Source organism: Clostridium sp. LIBA-8553 (assembly GCF_057782465.1).
This window is the reverse complement of record NZ_CM173489.1, coordinates 2,748,913-2,767,634: the sequence shown is the minus strand read 5'-3', so window position 1 is coordinate 2,767,634 and position 18,722 is coordinate 2,748,913. Positions and strand designations below refer to the sequence as shown.

Annotated in this window: 16 protein-coding genes, 1 other RNA gene and 1 riboswitch; of the genes, 15 read left to right on the top strand and 2 right to left on the bottom strand. The window is 30.0% G+C overall.

Features of this window, described 5'->3' with window-relative positions:
* Window positions 1–48 precede the first annotated feature (48 nt).
* Together ccpN and ppdK are read left to right on the top strand one after the other, a co-directional pair.
* Window positions 49–681, top strand: coding sequence for a transcriptional regulator CcpN (gene ccpN / locus AC2JAQ_RS12355; protein WP_423237823.1), 633 nt, complete (start codon window positions 49–51; stop codon window positions 679–681).
* A gap of 102 nt (window positions 682–783) precedes the next feature.
* The gene (gene ppdK / locus AC2JAQ_RS12350; RefSeq protein WP_488456715.1) at window positions 784–3,414 is read left to right on the top strand and encodes a pyruvate, phosphate dikinase; all 2,631 of its coding nucleotides are present in this window, start codon (window positions 784–786) and stop codon (window positions 3,412–3,414) included.
* 47 nt (window positions 3,415–3,461) lie between these two features.
* Here the strand turns inward: ppdK and AC2JAQ_RS12345 are convergent, their stop codons facing one another.
* Window positions 3,462–4,541 carry a CotS family spore coat protein gene (locus tag AC2JAQ_RS12345; protein WP_488456714.1) on the bottom strand — a complete coding sequence of 360 codons (1,080 nt, stop codon included), beginning with the start codon at window positions 4,539–4,541 and terminating at the stop codon, window positions 3,462–3,464.
* 246 nt (window positions 4,542–4,787) lie between these two features.
* Between AC2JAQ_RS12345 and AC2JAQ_RS12340 the strand changes: the two genes are divergently transcribed.
* From AC2JAQ_RS12340 to AC2JAQ_RS12280, 13 genes are all read left to right on the top strand, one after another.
* Entirely contained in the window at window positions 4,788–5,816 is a 1,029-nt protein-coding gene (locus tag AC2JAQ_RS12340) for a deoxyguanosinetriphosphate triphosphohydrolase (RefSeq protein WP_488456713.1), read from the top strand.
* Window positions 5,817–5,984: 168 nt separating this feature from the next.
* Window positions 5,985–7,772 (top strand): DNA primase, encoded by a 1,788-nt coding sequence (dnaG, locus tag AC2JAQ_RS12335; protein WP_488456712.1) that lies wholly within the window; start codon window positions 5,985–5,987, stop codon window positions 7,770–7,772.
* 26 nt (window positions 7,773–7,798) lie between these two features.
* Window positions 7,799–8,908, top strand: a complete 1,110-nt coding sequence (gene rpoD, locus AC2JAQ_RS12330; protein WP_488456711.1) for an RNA polymerase sigma factor RpoD — start codon at window positions 7,799–7,801, stop codon at window positions 8,906–8,908.
* A gap of 126 nt (window positions 8,909–9,034) precedes the next feature.
* Complete coding sequence (locus AC2JAQ_RS12325) at window positions 9,035–9,922, top strand: PH domain-containing protein (protein ID WP_488456710.1); 888 nt, start codon at window positions 9,035–9,037, stop codon at window positions 9,920–9,922.
* Between the two features lie 13 nt (window positions 9,923–9,935).
* Window positions 9,936–10,625: a tRNA (adenine(22)-N(1))-methyltransferase gene (locus AC2JAQ_RS12320; RefSeq protein WP_488456709.1), complete on the top strand. Its 690-nt coding sequence runs from the start codon at window positions 9,936–9,938 to the stop codon at window positions 10,623–10,625.
* Window positions 10,625–11,413, top strand: a complete 789-nt coding sequence (locus AC2JAQ_RS12315) for a Nif3-like dinuclear metal center hexameric protein (RefSeq protein ID WP_488456708.1) — start codon at window positions 10,625–10,627, stop codon at window positions 11,411–11,413. The genes AC2JAQ_RS12320 and AC2JAQ_RS12315 overlap by 1 nt, the downstream gene beginning before the upstream one ends.
* Before the next feature lie 70 nt (window positions 11,414–11,483).
* Window positions 11,484–11,528, top strand: a riboswitch (PreQ1 riboswitch).
* 149 nt (window positions 11,529–11,677) lie between these two features.
* Window positions 11,678–12,658: a nucleoside hydrolase gene (locus tag AC2JAQ_RS12310; protein WP_488456707.1), complete on the top strand. Its 981-nt coding sequence runs from the start codon at window positions 11,678–11,680 to the stop codon at window positions 12,656–12,658.
* 16 nt (window positions 12,659–12,674) lie between these two features.
* Window positions 12,675–13,232 (top strand): ECF transporter S component, encoded by a 558-nt coding sequence (locus AC2JAQ_RS12305; protein WP_488456706.1) that lies wholly within the window; start codon window positions 12,675–12,677, stop codon window positions 13,230–13,232.
* A gap of 15 nt (window positions 13,233–13,247) precedes the next feature.
* A complete protein-coding gene (locus tag AC2JAQ_RS12300) occupies window positions 13,248–13,937 on the top strand; it encodes a radical SAM protein (RefSeq protein ID WP_488456705.1) in 690 nt (229 codons plus the stop codon).
* A gap of 179 nt (window positions 13,938–14,116) precedes the next feature.
* Window positions 14,117–14,374 carry a hypothetical protein gene (locus tag AC2JAQ_RS12295; protein WP_488456704.1) on the top strand — a complete coding sequence of 86 codons (258 nt, stop codon included), beginning with the start codon at window positions 14,117–14,119 and terminating at the stop codon, window positions 14,372–14,374.
* Between the two features lie 46 nt (window positions 14,375–14,420).
* An RNA gene (gene rnpB, locus AC2JAQ_RS12290) (RNase P RNA component class A) lies at window positions 14,421–14,767 on the top strand.
* Between the two features lie 538 nt (window positions 14,768–15,305).
* Window positions 15,306–16,310, top strand: coding sequence for a phosphodiester glycosidase family protein (locus AC2JAQ_RS12285; protein WP_488456703.1), 1,005 nt, complete (start codon window positions 15,306–15,308; stop codon window positions 16,308–16,310).
* Window positions 16,311–16,324: 14 nt separating this feature from the next.
* On the top strand, window positions 16,325–17,374 hold the full coding sequence (locus AC2JAQ_RS12280) for a hypothetical protein (RefSeq protein WP_488456702.1): 1,050 nt from the start codon (window positions 16,325–16,327) through the stop codon (window positions 17,372–17,374).
* A gap of 72 nt (window positions 17,375–17,446) precedes the next feature.
* On the opposite strand, the gene AC2JAQ_RS12275 is transcribed toward AC2JAQ_RS12280, so the two are convergent.
* Window positions 17,447–18,682, bottom strand: coding sequence for an aminopeptidase (locus AC2JAQ_RS12275; RefSeq protein WP_488456701.1), 1,236 nt, complete (start codon window positions 18,680–18,682; stop codon window positions 17,447–17,449).
* Window positions 18,683–18,722: the final 40 nt, after the last annotated feature.

Genomic DNA, 18,722 nt, shown 5'->3' with positions numbered 1-18,722 from the left:
ATAAATTCCTTTTTGTTCCTAGTTTATTTAAAGGAAGGAGCATTCAAATTGAAATTAACACCAAGGCAGGAAGAAATAGTTAGACTTGTAAAAGAGGGTCAACCCATAACTTCAGAAGCTTTAGCAGGTAAGTTAGGGGTTACAAGAGCAGCCTTAAGACCAGATCTTGCAATACTTACAATGATTGGCGTATTAGATGCGAGACCAAAGGTTGGATATATATATTCAGACAAACCCTCAAACAGTTTCATCTATGAAAAGATAAAAAATATAAAGGTTAAAGACATTATGTCTAAACCGATTACAGTATGTGAAGAAACTATGCTTCATGATGCTATAGTACATCTATTTTTGAATGATGTAGGAACTATGTTTGTAGAAAATGGAGGCGTTCTAACAGGAGCTGTTTCCAGAAAAGACTTTTTAAAAGTTGCTATAGGAGGAACAGATATATATAAAGTTCCTGTTGGTGTTATAATGACAAGAATGCCTAATATAGTATGTGCTGTAGAAGAAGACTGCGCTTTTGATGTAGCAAAAAAAATAATAGAACATGAGATAGACTCCGTACCAGTTGTAAAGAGAATTGAAGAAAATCAGGGAAAAGAGAGATTAGAGATCATAGGAAAAGTGTCTAAGACTAACATAACTAAGTTATTTGTTAAGCTTGGAGAGAATTAAAAATATGGTTAAAAAAGAAAAATCAAATGGGTAACTATCAGAGAGAATTCTCTGTTAGGATATAAAAAATTCAACTATAGTATTGAACGGAGGAGTATTGAGATGGAGAAAAAGCAGTATGTTTATCTTTTTAATGAAGGTAACGCAAGTATGAAAAATTTATTAGGTGGAAAAGGTGCTAACTTGTCTGAGATGACTATTTTAGGAATACCAGTTCCGCAAGGATTTACAGTAACAACTGAAGCATGTAATAAGTATTATGAAGATGGTAAAAAAATATCTCAAGATATTATTGAGGAAATTGAAAATAAAATGTCAGAGTTAGAAGAGATAACTGGTAAAAAATTTGGTTCTCTTGAAAAACCTTTATTAGTATCAGTTAGATCAGGTGCAAGAGTTTCAATGCCAGGTATGATGGATACAATTCTAAACCTTGGCTTAAATGATGAGTCAGTAGAAGCAATGGCAAACTTAACAAATAATCCAAGATTTGCTTATGACTCATATAGAAGATTTATTCAAATGTTTGCTGACGTTGTAATGGGTGTTGAAAAGAGACTTTTTGAAGATTTATTAGATGAAGTTAAGGAAGAAAAAGGTTACAAGGTTGACACTGATTTAACAGCAGAAGATTTAAAAGAATTAGTAACAAAATTTAAGGTGCTTTATAAGAAGGAAAAAGGAGAAGATTTCCCAAGTGAGCCAAGAGAGCAACTTATAGAAGCCGTTACAGCTGTATTTAGATCATGGAATAACCCAAGAGCTATCGTTTATAGAAGATTAAATGATATTCCAGGGGAGTGGGGTACAGCAGTTAACGTTCAAGAGATGGTATTTGGTAATAAGGGAGAAACTTCAGGAACTGGAGTTGCATTTTCAAGAAATCCAGCTAATGGGGATAATGAATTATATGGAGAGTATTTAATGAATGCTCAAGGTGAGGACGTTGTTGCAGGTATAAGAACACCAGAGCCAATAAGTCATTTAGAAAAACAAAACCCTGAAATATATAAGCAATTTACAGATATAGTTAATACATTAGAAAAGCATTATAGAGATATGCAAGACATGGAGTTTACAATAGAAGATGGAAAATTATATTTCCTTCAAACTAGAAATGGTAAGAGAACTGCTCAATCAGCTTTAAAAATAGCTGTTGATTTAGTTGAGGAAGGAATGTTAACTAAGGAAGAGGCTATATTAAAAGTTGAGCCTAAACAGTTAGATACATTACTTCACCCTGCATTTGCTACTGATGGTTTAAAAGAGGCTACAGTGGTTGCAAAAGGATTACCAGCATCACCAGGAGCTGCATGTGGTAAAATAGCTTTCACGGCTGAAGAAGCTAAGGAGAGAAAAGCAAATGGTGAGAAAGTAGTATTAGTAAGATTAGAGACTTCACCAGAAGATATAGAAGGTATGATAGCTGCAGAAGGTATCTTAACTGTTAGAGGAGGAATGACTTCTCACGCAGCCGTTGTAGCAAGAGGAATGGGTACTTGCTGTGTAGCTGGATGTGGACAATTAAAAGTTAATGAAGAAGCAAGAACTTTAGAAGTTGATGGTAAGGTATTAACTTCTGAAGATTACATCTCAATAGATGGTTCAACAGGAAACATCTATGCAGAGCAAGTTAAGACAGTTTCTCCTGAGATTACTGGTCATTTTGCTACATTCATGGGATGGGCTGATGAAATAAGAAAATTAAAGGTTAGAACTAATGCAGATACACCAAGAGATACTAAGCAAGCTGTTGAGTTTGGTGCAGAAGGTATAGGATTATGTAGAACAGAGCACATGTTCTTTGCAGAAGATAGAATTCTAGCTGTTAGAGAAATGATTTTAGCTAAGAATGAAGATAGTAGAAGAGTTGCATTAGAAAAACTTCTTCCAATGCAAAGAGAAGACTTCATAGGAATGTATGAGGCATTAGAAGAAAGACCAGCTACAATCAGATTCTTAGACCCACCTCTACATGAGTTCTTACCAACTGAGGAAGCTGATATAAATACATTATCTAAGGAAATTGGCGTTAGCCCAGAAGAGATAAAGGCTGTTGTTGCTGAACTACATGAATTTAACCCAATGATGGGACATAGAGGATGTCGTTTAGCAGTATCTTACCCAGAAATAGCTGAGATGCAAACAAGAGCTGTTATAGAAGCTGCCATAGAGGTTAAAAAGAATAAGGGATATAATATAGTTCCTGAAATAATGATTCCTCTAATAGGTGATATAAAAGAATTAAAATATGTTAAGAATGTAGTTGTTGAAACTGCTAAGACAGTAATGGATGAAAAAGGTGTTCAATTAGATTATAAGGTTGGAACAATGATTGAGATTCCAAGAGCTGCTTTAACTGCTGATAAGGTAGCTGAGGAAGCTGAGTTCTTCTCATTTGGTACAAATGACTTAACTCAGATGACATTTGGATTCTCAAGAGATGATGCTGCTAAGTTCTTAAAAGATTACTATGAAAAGGGAATATATGAGCAAGATCCATTTGCTAAACTAGACCAAACAGGTGTTGGAGAGCTTATGAGAATTGCTTGTGAAAAAGGTAAATCAACAAGACCTGATATTAAATTAGGTATATGTGGAGAACACGGTGGAGATCCTTCATCTGTTGAATTCTGCCACAACTTAGGATTAAATTATGTAAGTTGTTCACCATACAGAGTTCCATTAGCAAGACTTGCAGCTGCACAAGCACAAGTTAAAAATAAAAGATAATAAATAAGATAATATAAAAGGAGTATTCATTAAGAATACTCCTTTATCTATATTTTGACTTTAAATTCAGTAAAAAATAATATTTTCAATTTTTCAATAAATCTAACTTGGGCTGATGTATTATTAGCAACTTCTTTAATGGATTCTATAAATATTGATTTACTACATTTTTTCATATTGTTATAATAATCTTTTGATAAACGCCAATATTTTTGAGGAAATGCTAGATATGAGAAGATATATTTAAAATCGTCCTCGGTAAGTGGAGCAATTGAATTGTATGTTTTAAGTATTTTTTTTGTAAGTTCTATATCCCAATTAGTGCTACTTCTTTTTAATAAACGTCTCATGAAGTAGCATAAATCATACATTGAATAATTAATAGAAGATTTATCAAAGTCTATTACCCAAACATCAGAATTATCAATTATTAAGTTTTTATTTACGTAATCACCATGGCAAAGTGATTTGCTTAATTTCTTATCATCAATAGAGCTAGAAACTAATAGTGCTTCTTTGGCTAAATAAAGGTTATCATCAAAGCAATCTAAGAATATTGATGAAAATTTATCCTTATTTTTGATTTTCGTAGCTATATTATAGGATGAAAGAATCTTATTAAAATGTTTTAAGGTAGATATGTAGATACTATTGAATCCAGTTTTAAGTAAACTACCTTTAATTGGTTTAAAGTTTCTTGAACAATTATGCATTTTAGCTAGATTTTCTATGGAAAGTAGGATATGTTCTAAATTATCGAAATCACATTTTTGACCTTCAACCCATGGAGAAAGCATAAAAAGCATGTTATTTGCTTTGACAAATCTACCATTAACTTTTGAAGGAAGTATTTTTGGAAGTTTAATTTGGTTTCTAGCAAACCATTCCATAACTGAATATATGAATAATAGAGTACCTTCATCATAATAAACTTTCTTTAAACAGAAAATGTTGGTAGGATTATAAATATTATCAATGAGTTTATAAACAGCTCTATTTTTATCTGTATTTTTAAATTTTATATTTTCTATTGAATAATTTTCTAAGTTATACATAGGTAAAACTATGGTTTTTACAGCACTTAAAACTTCATCTGCTTCATTAAAACGGTTAGAATGCTTTCCCATGATTGGCCTCCTAATAAAAATTCCTTAATATAAGCATATTATCATTAAGTTTAGATTATACTTTAAAATGTGAAATAGTTTGGTTTTTTAAATAAAATAAGAGTTGAGTTAGTAGATTAAATAGTTAAAAAGCATAATATTTTAAATTTTAAAATATAGTTTATAGAATTAATGGCTATTACATAAAATTTATATAAATAAAAGGATTTTAAATAGGGAAATAGAATATATATAATAGGTGATGCTATGAAAATAAGAGAGAATATTGAAGGTTTCGAAAGAATAAGGTTAAATGAAGTCGCAAAGTTTTCAGAAGAATCCATAGGAAGAGAAAGATTAGAAGAGCCAGACGATATAAGAACTTGCTTCATGGTTGACAGAGATAGAATAATCCATAGTAAATCATTTAGAAGATTAAAGAGAAAAACTCAAGTTTTTATAAGAACTTATGGTGATCATTATAGAACTAGACTTGTGCATACTTTAGAGGTCTCTCAAGTGGCAAGAACCATAGGGGTAGCCCTTTCATTAAACGAATATTTAATAGAGGCTATTGCTTTAGGACATGATTTAGGTCATGCAGCTTTCGCTCATATTGGAGAAGATGTTTTAAATGATTTTCTACCAGGTGGTTTTAAGCATAATGAGCAAAGTGTTAGAGTCGTTAAGAAGATAGAGAAGGATGGCTTAGGACTTAACTTAACAAAAGAAGTTCTAGATGGAATATTAAATCACAGTGGATTTTCAAATGTTAGTAAAGTTGCAGGGACGTTTGAGGGACAGGTTGTTAGGTTTGCAGATAAGATAGCTTATGTAAATCATGATATAGATGATTCAATTAGAGCAGGAATTTTAAAAGAAGAAGATTTACCTAAAGAGATAATTGATAAATTAGGTAATAGTGGTAGTAAAAGAATAGAGACTTTGGTTAAAGATTGTGTTTTTAACACAATTAACAATATGAAACAAGGAGAACTTAAAGTATCTTTAAGCGAAGAAATAGGATATGCATTTATTCAACTTAGAAAATTTTTGTTCGATAATATATATTTAGGAAAATATTTAGAAGATGAGAGGCAAAAAGCTGAGTTTGTATTGAGTAAGGTTATAGAATATTATTATAAGAATTGGAATGAAATGCCTAAACTATATAAAGATATATGCGAAACAGAAGGAATATATAGAGGGGTAGCGGATTACATGGCTGGAATGACTGATGATTACTGTACAAATGAGTTCAATAAGATATATGTTCCAAAGTTTGTGATTTATTAAATATTTTTGGAATAATTAAAACTAAATATTGCCAAAATATAATTGTTGTAGATTTAGACTTGAAAAATAATAAAAAAAAAGTTATATTTAAAATTTGAGAAGGAATTTATCAATTGATGTCGAATAATAATTAATTGTCAAAAAATATTAAGAAGGTGAGTAGATTTCTTGCGAATTTCAGAAGAAATTATAGAAAAAGTTAAAGAGCAAAACGATATTGTTGATGTTGTTTCTGATGTTGTAAGACTAAAAAGAGCAGGAAGGAATTTTTCTGGTTTATGTCCATTTCATCATGAAAAGAGCCCATCTTTTAGTGTTTCTCCTGATAAACAAATATTTAAGTGCTTTGGATGTGGAGAAGCTGGAAATGTAATAAGTTTTGTTATGAAAACTAAAAATTTGAACTTTGTAGATGCTGTTAAAGAGTTAGCAGATAGAGCTAATATAATAATTCCTATAGAAGATGGAAAGCAAAGTGAAGCGCAAAGGAAAAAACAAGTTTTATATAACATAAATAAGCAGGCAGCTAGATATTACTTTTCTAATCTCCAGAACAATAAGGAGGCTAAGGAATATTTTTTTAGAAGAGGAATAAAAGAAAATATATTAAAAAGCTTTGGACTTGGATACGCTAAGGAAGGATGGCAAAATACCATAAACTATCTTAGAAAGCAAGGCTTTAATAATGAAGCTATTGAGGCTGCTGGGCTAGGAATTAAGAGTGAAAAGGGAACTTTTTATGATAGGTTCAGAAATAGAGTTATTTTCCCTGTGTTTGATTATAAAGGAAGTGTAATAGGTTTTGGAGGTAGAGTTTTAGATGACTCAAAACCAAAATATTTAAACTCTCCAGAAACATTAGTTTTCCACAAAGGAACTAATCTATATGCCTTAAATTTTGCTATAAAGCATGGATTAAAAGAGAGAACATTAATAATAGTTGAAGGATATATGGATTGTATATCACTTCACCAATATGGAATAACTAATGTAGTTGCTTCTTTAGGAACTGCATTAACGGATAATCAAGCTAGGTTATTAAAAAGATATGTAGACAGAGTAATAATCTCATATGATGCAGATATTGCTGGACAAATGGCTACTATACGAGGACTTGAGATATTGCAAAATGCTGGATTAGATGTTAGAGTACTAACAGTACCAAAAGGTAAGGATCCAGATGAATTTATAAGAGCTAATGGTAAAGAAGCTTTTATAAAATTAATTCAATCTGCGAAAAAACTTATAGATTACAAGCTTGATAGGGCTAGAATCGGTATAGATTTTTCAGATAATAATGGATTAATAAAGTATGCTGAAAGAGTTGTGAATGTATTATCAGATTTAAATCCAATAGAAAAAGATGTATACATAAAGAGAATTTCAGAAGAAACATCCATAAAAGAACAAGCATTTTATGATTTATTAAATAAAAATTTGACAAATAGCAATAAAAACCATGAAAATGTGAATAATAAGGAAGAATATGGAACAAAATTATATGTAGAGCCTCCTTATGTTAAATGTGAAAGAAGTGTTTTAAAGCTTCTTTGTATGGAGGAAAATCATTCATTAGTAAAAAAATACTTAGAAGAGGATGATTTAATATCTCCTAATATTAAATCATTGGAAAGAATAATCAATGATTCCATAAATGAAGTGGGATTTGGCGATTTAGAAAAACATGTAGAAGCTAAGTGTGAAGATCCAAAAGTTTTAAAGGAATGGTTAGAAGTAAAAGACTTACTTATTCTAGATCATTCTTCTAATATAGAAGTTCTTGTTAAGGACTATGTTAATCTTATTAAAAAATATAAGTTGGAACAAGAACAGACTACTATACTTAAAGAACTAAAAAGATGTGAACAAAACAATATGTTTAAGGAATCACTTGATTTAGTTAAAAGAGCTAAAGAAATAAGTGATAAACTAAAAGAACTAGAAAGGAGTAAGTAGTTTTAATGGCGGAAGGAGGTAATAAAATGAAAGCTAAAACAACAAAAGCAAAAAAAGGTGAAGGTAAAGAAGTAAAAGAAAAAGTTGACAAAATGGTCTTAGTAAAAAGGCTTATAGATAAAGGAAAAAAAAGCGGTTCATTGACTTACAAGGAGATAATGGATGAACTTGATGAAATAGAATTAAACCCAGAACAAATAGAAAAAATCTATGAAGTTTTAGAATCAATGGGTATAGAGGTAATAAGTGAAATAGAGCAAGATGATGAAGAGGAAGAGGAATTAGATCTTTCTGTTCCAGAGGGAATTGCTATAGATGACCCTGTAAGAATGTACTTAAAAGAAATAGGTAAAGTACCACTATTATCATCAGAGGATGAAATAGAGCTTGCTAAGAAAATAGAAGAAGGAAGTAATTATGCTAAGAAGAAATTAGCAGAGGCTAACTTAAGACTTGTTGTAAGTATAGCTAAAAGATATGTTGGTAGAGGAATGTTATTCCTAGATCTTATACAAGAAGGTAACTTGGGTCTTATAAAGGCTGTTGAAAAGTTCGACTACAGAAAAGGATATAAGTTCTCAACATATGCTACATGGTGGATAAGACAGGCAATAACAAGAGCTATTGCTGACCAAGCAAGAACTATAAGAATACCAGTTCATATGGTAGAAACTATAAACAAACTTATAAGAATTCAAAGACAATTAGTTCAAGAGTTAGGAAGAGATCCATTACCAGAGGAATTATCTAAACAAATGGATATGCCTGTTGATAAGGTAAGAGAAATCTTGAAAATAGCTCAAGAACCAGTTTCATTAGAAACTCCAATAGGTGAAGAGGAAGATTCTCATTTAGGTGATTTTATACCAGATGATGATGCTCCAGCACCAGCAGAAGCAGCTGCATTTACAATGTTAAAAGAGCAGTTAATAAATGTTTTAGATACTTTAACTCCTAGAGAAGAAAAAGTATTAAGATTAAGATTTGGATTAGATGATGGAAGAGCTAGAACTCTAGAAGAAGTTGGTAAAGAATTCAACGTAACTAGAGAGAGAATTAGACAGATTGAAGCAAAAGCTTTAAGAAAGTTAAGACATCCAAGTAGAAGTAAAAAATTAAAAGATTATTTAGATTAGTGCCTTTATGGTACTAATCTTTTTTTATGGAATAAATGAATGATATATATAATATTAATTAGCAGTAAAGGGTAAACTGAATTAGCTCTTATTTTATGATATAATTATCCTGAGGTGAAGTAGTAAATGGCAAAATTTAAGGCTAGAAGAGGTCAAGGTGTATTAGAAGTCTTGGCATATTTCTTATTAGGGAATGCACTATTAGCAATACTAAATGACATAATGAATGGTTATTTGGAAAGAAACTTAGTAATAGTAGCGAGCTTTGTTTATAGTACTATATGCATTTATTATATTCTACTGGATTTATCTTTAGCTTATGAGGTTAATGATGATTATATTGAAATAAACTGTTTTAAAGGATTAAAAAAGCTTAGGATAAATTTTAAAGATATAAATGGTTTTTTAGAACAAGATAATTTTATAAATGGATTTAAGTTATCAGGTTTTGGAAAGCATAAATATTGTTTTGGTAGATGTGTTGTTCATAATGTAGGGCTTGCGCGTATGTTTGTAACCTCCGGGAAAAGAGTTATATACATACACACTGAAGATATAAGTTATGGATTATCTCCAGATGAATTTGAAAAGTTTAAAGAGTTAATAATATCAAAAGGCATAAAAGAAGAAAGTTTTAAAGTAAAGATTAATAATGCAAGAGAAATAATAAAGGATAAGGGATTTTATATACCATTTATAATAACATCACTAATAGTATTAGCAATTATTTTAATACCTTCTATATTATATTTATCTGGGATCATGCCTGATAAAATGCCAATTGACTTTAATGCGCATTTTATTCCTTGTACTTTTGGAAGTGCAAAGGATTTTGCTGGAAGGCAGATTATATATGGCATAATGAATATGATTCTGTTAGTATGTATTTATTATGCAAGTCATTTTTGTGCTAAATACGATAAAAAATTAGCTCAAAGATATATATATGTTTCTTTAATAATATCATTGGTGTTTTTAATTTCTCAAATACAAACACTATTAAATTATTTGTAGAAAGTGGGATAAGATGGAACTAAGTAAAAGATTAAAAAGAATAGCAGAACATGTTGATAAATGTGAAAGTATAGCTGATATAGGCACAGATCATGGATATATACCTATATATTTAGTTAAAGAAGGAATATGTGAAAAAGCAATAGCTTCAGATATAAATAAGGGACCTATAGAAAAAGCAAAGGTTAATGTTACCTTTGAAGGAGTTTCAGATAAGGTTAAATGTCTTTTAGGAGCAGGCCTTAATCCTTTAAAAGTTGGAGAGGTAAATGGTGTCATATTAGCTGGTATGGGTGGAAACTTAACTAGAGATATATTATTAGCTGACATGCCAAAGGTAAAGAAATATGATTTTCTAATATTACAACCAGCTCAGAATCCAGAAGTTTTAAGAGAGTTCTTATATAAAAATAACTATAAAATATTAGATGAGGATTTAATTAAGGATGAAGGAAGATTTTATGAGTTATTTAAAGTTAAATATGATGAGACTTCAGAAAAATTAATTTTTGAGGATGAATTAGATTATGAAATCAGTCCTCTTTTAAGAAAAAAAGAACATCCATTATTTAAAGAATTTATTGAAGAAAAGATAAATAAGTGCGAAACTATACTAAACTTTATTAAAGATGACACAGAAGCTGCAAGAAAGAGAAAAGCTGATCTAGAAGAAAAGGTAAATAAACTTAAGGGGATGATATAATGAAATTAAATGACATTATAAAAATAATAGAAGATATAGCCCCAGTTAATTTAAAAGAAGGCTTTGATAATGTAGGGCTTATGGTTGGGGATAGAGAGAAAAATATAACTAAGGTTTTATTAGCTTTAGATTGTACTGAAGAGGTTATTAGAGAGGCTAAGGAAATTGGAGCAGAGCTTATTTTAACTCATCATCCGCTTTTATTCAGAAAACCTCAATCAATAACAACAGACACTTTATTAGGAAGAAAAATTATAGAATTAATAAGAAATAATATAAATCTTTATTCAGCTCATACAAATTGGGATTCTGTTAAAGATGGATTAAATGATACCTTAGTAAAAATATTAGGTTTTGAGAAAGGTATTATAATGGAGAAAAATCAATTTAATAATGAGGCTGGTATAGGAAGAGTTGTTGAATTAAACAAAGAAATGACTGGTTTTGAAATAGTAGATAATATTAAAAGTTCTCTAGGAGTTAAAAATTTAAGATTTGCAGGAGATTTAAATCAAGTTGTTAGGAAGGTTGCCATTGTAAATGGTAGTGGTCAAGATTACTTTGGAGATGCAAAAAAACTTGGTGCAGACTTAATAATAACTGGAGATACAACATATCATTTTGTCTCAGACTATAAGGAAATGGGACTTAATATACTAGATATAGGACATTTTAATTCAGAGTGGCCTGTTTTAATAAATGTTAGTGAAAAGGTAAAAGAAAAGTTAGATTCAGATGTAGAATTTGTTATTTCAAAAGAATCAAAAGATCCATTTGAATTTATATAATTTTGATATATAATAGGTATGGTGCATGTTTGTGTCATGCCTAAAATTTTATAAAAAAATCCAAGTTCACTTGGTAGAGGTTCGTAACCATCCCTCTATAAAAAACTAAGGACTGTAACTGTATTATAGGATAGTTATACTCTTTAGTATGCCTGTAATATAGTTTTTTATTATTTTCAGAAAGATTTTACACGGTATAAGGAGTGCTTTTGAGAGTAATAACAGTGCCTTTTGGTCAACTTAAATCAAAGGGAGGAATTTAAAATGTATAAGAGAAAGGTGATTATTGATTGTGATCCAGGAATAGATGATGCTTTAGCTATTATTCTTGCATTAAAATCAGAAGAGATTGAGGTTATTGGTATAACAACTGTATCGGGTAATGTTGAAAGTCTACAGGGAGCTAAGAATGCCTTGAAGGTACTTAAGCTTTTAGATAGATTAGATATACCTGTTTATTTAGGGGAGAGTACTCCTATTAAAAGAGAACTTGTAACAGCTCAAGATACTCACGGAGAAGATGGCTTAGGAGAAACTTTCATTCCAGAAGTTTCTGAGGAGTATATTAGAGAGGGAGCCGTAGATTTTATTTTAAATACCTTAAAAAATGAGGATGATATTAGCATAATAGCTTTGGGACCACTAACCAATCTGTGCAGAGCTATAAACAAGGATTCAGAAACATTTCATAAGGTTAAGGAGATAGTTTCTATGGGAGGAGCTTATAAGAGTCATGGAAATTGTTCACCAGTAGCTGAATTTAATTACTGGGTAGATCCTCATGGGGCAAGAGAGTTTCTAAAAAAGTTTAATGGTGAATTCACTATGGTTGGTTTAGATGTTACAAGAGAGATAGTTTTAACACCAAATTTAAGAGAAATGATACATCAATTTAAAGATGAAATTGGTAATTTTATATATGATATTACTAGATTTTATGTGGATTTTCATTGGGAACAAGAGAGAACTCTTGGTTGCGTTATAAATGACCCATTAGCAGTAGAGTATTTTATAAATAGAAACCTTTGTGAAGGTTTCAAGGCTTATGTAGATATAGCTTGTGATGATATAGCTATGGGACAAAGTCTTGTAGATGTTGCTGATTTTTATAAAAAGAGAAAAAATGTTTTTGTTTTAGAAAAAGTAAATAGCAAAGAATTTATGCTTATCTTTTTAAGTAAAATATTCCCTAATCATAAAGATGATATTAAAAATATACTCAATAATGAAAAGTATTATATTTAAATAGGGGGATATTAAGATGAGAAGTTCAAAAAATTTAAAATTAACAATAATGGGAATTGGAATAGCTTTAAATATAATAGGTGCTTTTATAGCTTTAAATTTAAGATTACCTATTTATCTAGATTCATTAGGTACAATAATGGTTGGATTTGTACTAGGACCAGCTTATGGAGTTGCTACAGGAGTATTAGGGAGTGCAGTTAGTGGAATAACCTTTGATATATATTCTCTATATTTTGCGCCAGTTCAAATATTTACTGGGTTCTTCGCAGGATATTTCTATGAAAAAGGGCTTATGAAGGGGAAAAAGATATTTTTTAGTGTACTTATAATGACCATATTTGTAAGCTTTACTGGAGCTATTCTAACAGCCTATATATTTGGAGGAATAACTTCTTCAGGATCTAGTTACATAATAGTGATTTTAAATAATTTAGGGGTTAACCCTGTAATTAGTGCTTTTATAACTCAATTCTTGACAGATTATTGTGATAAGTTGGTAGCTGTTTTAATAATGGTGCAAGTTGTAAGAAGATTACCTAAGAATATTTTATTAAGAGCACAGAATAAATAATTGGAGATGAAAAATGTGGATAGATATAATGTTATAGATAATAAAAATAATAGAGAGATAGTTCTTTTAAAATCTTTTCCTTGTGTATGGGGAAAATGTGCCTTTTGCGATTATATAGAAGATAATTCAAATAACACTGAAGAAATAATAAAGTTAAATAAGGAAGTTCTTAGTAATGTAAAAGGAATTTATGGTGTCTTAGAAGTTATAAACTCGGGAAGTGTTTTTGAACTTCCAAAAGAAACATTAGAAGATATAAAAGAAGTTATTGTTAAAAAGAATATTAAAAAGCTTTTCTTTGAAGCTCATTGGTGTTACAGAAATAGATTAAATGAAATAGAAGAATATTTTGGAGTTCCTATAATATTTAAAACTGGAATAGAAACTTTTGATGATGAGTTTAGAAATGGTGTTTTAAATAAGAATGTCAGATTTAATAATGTAGAAGAAGTTAAAAAGTATTTTAAGTCAATATGTTTAATGGTTGGTATAAAAGGACAAACCAAAGAAATGATAAAAAGAGATATGGAAATACTTTTAAATAATTTTGAGTATGGAACAGTTAATATATGGACTGAAAATACAACTTCTTTTAAAAGAGATGAGGAACTTATTAAATGGTTTGAAAAAGAATATTCTTTTTTAAAGGATAATAAAACCATAGAAGTATTGTTTGAAAATACAGATTTTGGAGTAGGAGATTAGTAGTTTTAAATATTTATTATTTTATAAAGGTTATGATTTAAACTAAAGTATAAGTAAAAATAAACATTAACTAAAAATATAATTTTTTAGTAAAGTTTTGTGAAAAAGCACTTGTTTTATAGAGAAAACGGGTGCTTTTTCATATAATAGTGTATAAGTAATACTTAGGGTGGAGAATTATGGGATCAAATTTCAAGGATAATTTTGATGGAGATTGCTTCAGAGAGTTAAAGAGAGATTTCAATAGGTTAATTAGAAATTTAAAAAGAAATAGATTGCGAAGATGCATTTTTAACAATTGTTATGTCAGGAATGCTTTAAAATGGGGGGCAGTAGGAGGGATACTAACTTTCCTTATAATAAGTCAAATAGGCATACCTCTGGCTTTTATTCTCATTGCAATAATAGCTATTGCTATTATTTGTAGCAAATTTTAAAAAAATAATTTGAAAAAAATAATTTTATATGTTAATATTAATCTTGCGAGTAAGCCAGACAATCGCTGCTAGTCTTAGAACTAGGAGAGGAAAGTCCGAGCTCCATAGGGCAGGATGCTGGATAACGTCCAGTGGAGGTGACTCTAAGGATAGTGCAACAGAAATAAACCGCCTAGATTTATCTAGGTAAGGGTGGAAAGGTGAGGTAAGAGCTCACCAGTGTATAGGTGACTATACTGCTATGTAAACCCCATTCGGAGCAAGACCAAATAGGAGGACATATAGGGGCTGCCCGTCCCGTCCTCGGGTGTGTCGCTTGAGCCTATCGGCAACGGTAGGCCTAGATAGATGGTTGTCAAATACAGAACTCGGCTTATAGACTTATCTCGTATTTTTAAAACACTAGGTTATATGCCTAAGTGTTTTTTTATTTTATGAAAAACATACTGGTTATTTATTTCCTAATTGCCTTTTATCTTACAGTATTAATTTAAATTTATTGGATATACCTAATAGAGGAGATTACAGATTTGAAAGTAATTCGTAATCTAGAAAAATATGATTTCATATCTAATAAATACATGATTATTTTGTAAGACAGTAAAAGGAGTTGAAACAAATGAAAAAGATATTAGAGATTATACAGGTTATATTTTTTGTTTTGTTCTTAGGATATGATGAAAAAAAGTTTAATTTATAAAATAGAATATATTTCTATTTTTAAGGCTTGTGGAATGTTCATAAGCTTTTTATTTTGAAAAAACATGAGAATTTAACAGAGAAATTTGTATAAAGATAAAATTTTGTAATAATATTGTATAAAAAATAATGTATAATAGATAAGTGATATTGTAAAAAAAAGAACAAAGGGTAAGGGATAGTTGGTTTTGGTTACAAATGAAAAATGGATTATTTAAATTAAGGAGGAACAATGGGGAAAGATAGTAGAAAGAAGAGGAGAAGTAAAAAAAAGTGGAAGACCATAGCGATGTTTATTGCTTTTGAATTGGTCTTTACTGCTGTTACAGCACCTTTTATACTTTTATATGGACCGTTTGAAAATGCTAAGAGAACATATGTAGGAGCAGCTATGACAAGTTTAAGTCATCAATGGATGGCAACTACATTTTTATCAGATCAAAAAATTAACGAAATTTTAAATTCTAACATTGAAGATTCAAGTGGAAATTATAAAAATGCTAAAACAAGTGTTAACCTGCCAACTAAACATGACAATAGTATAGAATTATACTCTTTTGATAACTTTAAATATAGTGGATATTACATTGTAGTAAAAGATCCTACTAGAGTAAAAATAGGAGTTTCAAAATATCTTGGACAAGAAGGACAAACTACTTCAGAAATTGCAAAAGAATACAATGCCGTTGCAGCTATAAATGGAGGAGCTTTTACAGATAAATCTAGTACAGCACAATGGACTGGTAATGGAGGGACTCCAGCTGGTATAGTTATGTCTGAAGGAAAAGTTATATATAAAGATGTTCCAGATGATAAAAAGGTTGAGTTAGTTGGAATAACCAAATCAGGAAAAATGATTGCTGGTATGTATTCAGTAAATGATCTTAAAGAATTAGATGTTCAAGAAGCTGTAAGCTTTGGACCTGTTTTAGTTAAGGATGGAGAACCTACACCAATGAAAGGTGATGGTGGATGGGGTGTTGCACCAAGAACAGCTATTGGACAAAGAGCTGATGGTTCAATAGTGATGCTAGTTATTGATGGTAGAAGTTTAACTAGTGGTGGAGCAACATTAAAAGAATTACAAGAAGTATTAATAAAAACTTGTGATGTAGTTACGGCTATAAACCTTGATGGTGGTAAATCAACTACAATGTATTTAAATGGAAAAGTTATAAATAATCCAGCATCTAATGTAGGAGAGAGATCTATTCCTTCAGCTGTGATAGTAAAATAACAAAGGAGAATTTTATGAAAAAATTGAAGTTGTTTTTAAAGTGGGGGCTTTTGTCTATAATTTTACAATGCTTGGTCCTGCTTGTTTTTGATAAATTTTACTTTAAGTTAAATTCTAATGTAAATGTAAAAGCAATAGATATAGCTAGTCAAAACATAAAGGAAAATAAGGATGTAAAGCTACCAAGTGATATGTTAGATAAGAAAATATCTTATGATGGAGAATATGTAGCATATTTCAATCAAAATAAAGAGATTAAGGTGTTTAATACAATTAAAGAAGATCAAGTTAATGTTGATATAGATAACGAAAAAGCGTCATATTATACTTGGCTTAGAGATAGAAATAGATTACTTATAACTACATCTACTAAATATAATAATAGGCAAAACACAGTGAATTTATATTCTGTTGATGTAGATAGTAATAGAACTAAGAAAATTGAACTTGGAAATATAAACTCAGCTTATAAAGTTAGTGAAATAACAGCATCAACTAAGACTGGAGTTATATACATCAAGTTTACTAATGATGATACAAAAGAATCTATAGTTAAGAGAATAGATAATAATGATGAAGTAACTGAGGTAAGTTTAGTAACAGAAACACCAGGAAATATTGAAATAATGCCAAGGGCAGATAGATTGGTATATGATAGCGAAAAGGAATCTGGAATATATCTTACACAGCCAAATAAAAAGTTAGGTATCAATCCAATATATAAAGTTAGACTTTTAGGAGTCGATGAAACTGGAAATGTGTACTTTGGTGAAATGAAAGAGGATAAGGTATTTAAGATAGTTTATGGTGACGTCGAAAAGCCAATTTATAGTTGGAATAAGATATCTTTAGATAATGGCTTAAATTTAAAAGACATATATATAGATGAAAATGGAGAAATATATGCTTTAGAATCAGGTCAGAATTTAGTTAAAGATCTTAAAAATGGAAAAGAGTATAAATATGAAGGTGAATTTTTACAAATGTATTCTAATGGATTTGCAACAATTATAAATGGAAATAAACTTCATAGAATATATTTTGATTCTCAAGGAAACAAATAATAGTTTATTATAAAATTTTAAAAATCTCTAAAGGGTATCCTTTAGAGATTTTTGTTTTAATAGAATTCTTAATTAAAATGCCCAATTACCATCTTTGAATACAGGAATTTCAATATTATCATGAGTTAAACCTGTGATTTTTAAATCCTTAGTTCCTATCATAAAGTCTACATGAGTTAATGAGTCGTTAGCACCAGCTTTTTCAAGCTCTTCATTAGTCATATTTTCCCCATTTTTTAAGCATAGAGAATATGCTTTACCAAAAGCTAAGTGACAAGATGCATTTTCATCATATAGAGTGTTGAAGAATATTATTCCTGAGTTTGATATAGGAGAGTTATAAGGAACAAGAGCAACTTCTCCTAAATATTTAGCGCCTTCATCAGTATCTAAAAGGTGTTTTAAAGTATCATAGCCTTTCTCAGCTGTGAAATCAACAACTTTTCCATCTTTAAAAGTAACTGAGAAGTTATCTATTAAGTTTCCACCATAGTTTAGAGGTTTAGAGCTAAATACTGTCCCATTAACTCCAAATTTGGAAGGCATAGAGAATACTTCTTCAGTAGGCATATTAGCTATGAACTCAACTCCACCTTGAGTGTATTCAGCTCCACCAGCCCAAAGATGATTTTCAGGTAATTCTATAGTCAAATCAGTTCCAATTGAATTTTCAAAATGAAGTGATTTTAAATTCTTTTCATTTAAATAATCCATATGATACTTTAAAGTTTCCTTATGTTTATTCCAAGCTTCAACTGGATCAGCTGTATTAACTCTAACGATTTTGAAAATTTCATTCCATAATTTATCTACAGCCTCTTTTTCAGATAAATTAGAGAAAACTTTTTTAGCCCAAGCTTTAGTTGGAATAGAAACTATTGACCATGCATTTTTATTGCTCATTAATAATTCGCTAAATTCTCTTAAAGCTGTGCTTGATGATTTTCTAAATGCTGCTATCTTAGCGGAATCTATATTTTTAAGAAGCTCAGGATCAGATGCAGAAATACTTAAGAAGCAAGCACCTTCTTTAGCATAGCTTAGTCTAGACTCTTTCATCCAATCAGGGAAGTTTTCAAAAACTTCTAGTGGTGAGTATTCGTATTTAAGTTTGCCGCATATTTCATCATTCCATTGGACAACAACATCTTTTGCACCTTTTTCATAAGCTGATTTAACAAGCATTCTTGTGAAATCAGCACATTCTACAGGAGAAGATATAACAAGGGTTTGCCCTTCTTGAACATTTACTCCTATGTGAGTAGCTAATCTTGCATAATTCTCTAACATGCTTTCAAACGTGTTCATAATATCAGACCTTTCTTTACAAATTCTTACCATTATTATA